The 936-nt window shown below is 66.0% G+C and carries 2 protein-coding genes; one reads left to right on the top strand and one right to left on the bottom strand.

The genetic code is table 11. From position 1 onward, the window contains the following. Window positions 1-246 (bottom strand): response regulator (locus tag FVW20_RS16905; RefSeq protein ID WP_196610507.1); only part of this gene is annotated, 246 nt, incomplete at its 3' end. A 304-nt stretch (window positions 247-550) separates the two neighbouring features. Between FVW20_RS16905 and FVW20_RS16900 the strand changes: the two genes are divergently transcribed. Then, window positions 551-817 (top strand): phage regulatory CII family protein, encoded by a 267-nt coding sequence (locus tag FVW20_RS16900; protein ID WP_196610506.1) that lies wholly within the window; start codon window positions 551-553, stop codon window positions 815-817. The last annotated feature ends 119 nt before the right edge of the window (window positions 818-936 follow it).

Raw genomic sequence — 936 nt, 5'->3', positions numbered from 1 at the left:
CAGCACCCGCCGGGCCGGATGGCGGCGCTTGAGCAGCCGCATCACGCACACCCCGTCCAGCAGGGGCAGGCCGCATTCAATGACGGCCAGGTCCGCCGCCAGCCGCTCGCACCCCTCCAGCGCGGCACGCCCGTCCGACGCCTCGCCGCACACACGCACCCCTTCCAGCCCGCGCAGCAACACCTTCAGCCCTTCGAGCATCAGCGGCTGATGCGCTGCAATGAACACGTTGCGCCCGCTTTCCATGTTGCCCTCTCGGAGCCCCCGATTCCTGCATCCCGGTCACCGCGCCCCACACCCGCGCCATACAGTGACCTCACCGCCAAACAGGCGCACAACCACCACTTTGGAAAGTGTCACCCTACGCAGATTCAGGGGAACACTACCATGAAAATACCGTCACGCTCAACGCCCAAAATACCGTATCATCAGGTTTACAACCTCGTGGCTTCATGGTTTCTGCGATACCATGGTCCAGTGCCCTCCGCGCGCCGCCAGCGAACAGGTGAGGCGCGCCGGTTTCCACCACCGCAGGCAGGAGGTAGCATCCATGCGCAGAAGCGTGACCAGCATCACCCAGAATGCCGTGCTTGGTGCGCGGCGGTCCAAGTGGGTTGCCCAGCAGATCGGGAAGCCCTACCCCACCATGATGAGGGAACTGAACCCGCACGACCACAGCGCCAAGCTGGGTGCGGATACCCTGCTGGAAATCATGCGGGTGACACACGACGTGGCCGCACTTGAGTACATGGCCCAGGAAATGGGCTATCAACTCACTCCCCGCGCGGATGACGCCGCTGGCGGCAAGCAGTCCTGAGCGTGCGGGCGGCCGCCCCCCATGCGCAATCATGTGGCAGCCGCCCGTGCCGTTCACGTCGGCGCCCTTGCCCTTCCAGGCCCCGCAGGCCGGGCTGCCCCGGCGGCCTTGGCTGGCCC

This window comes from Nitratidesulfovibrio oxamicus, from assembly GCF_015731765.1.
Classification (GTDB): Bacteria; Desulfobacterota; Desulfovibrionia; order Desulfovibrionales; family Desulfovibrionaceae; genus Cupidesulfovibrio; species Cupidesulfovibrio oxamicus.
Note: the sequence above shows the minus strand (reverse complement) of the source record. Positions and strands in the feature narration are given on the sequence as shown.

Bases quoted from the DNA above. Each gene is read 5' to 3' on its own strand.
- FVW20_RS16900 (WP_196610506.1), top strand. From the start codon at position 551: ATGCGCAGAAGCGTGACCAGCATCACCCAGAATGCCGTGCTTGGTGCG.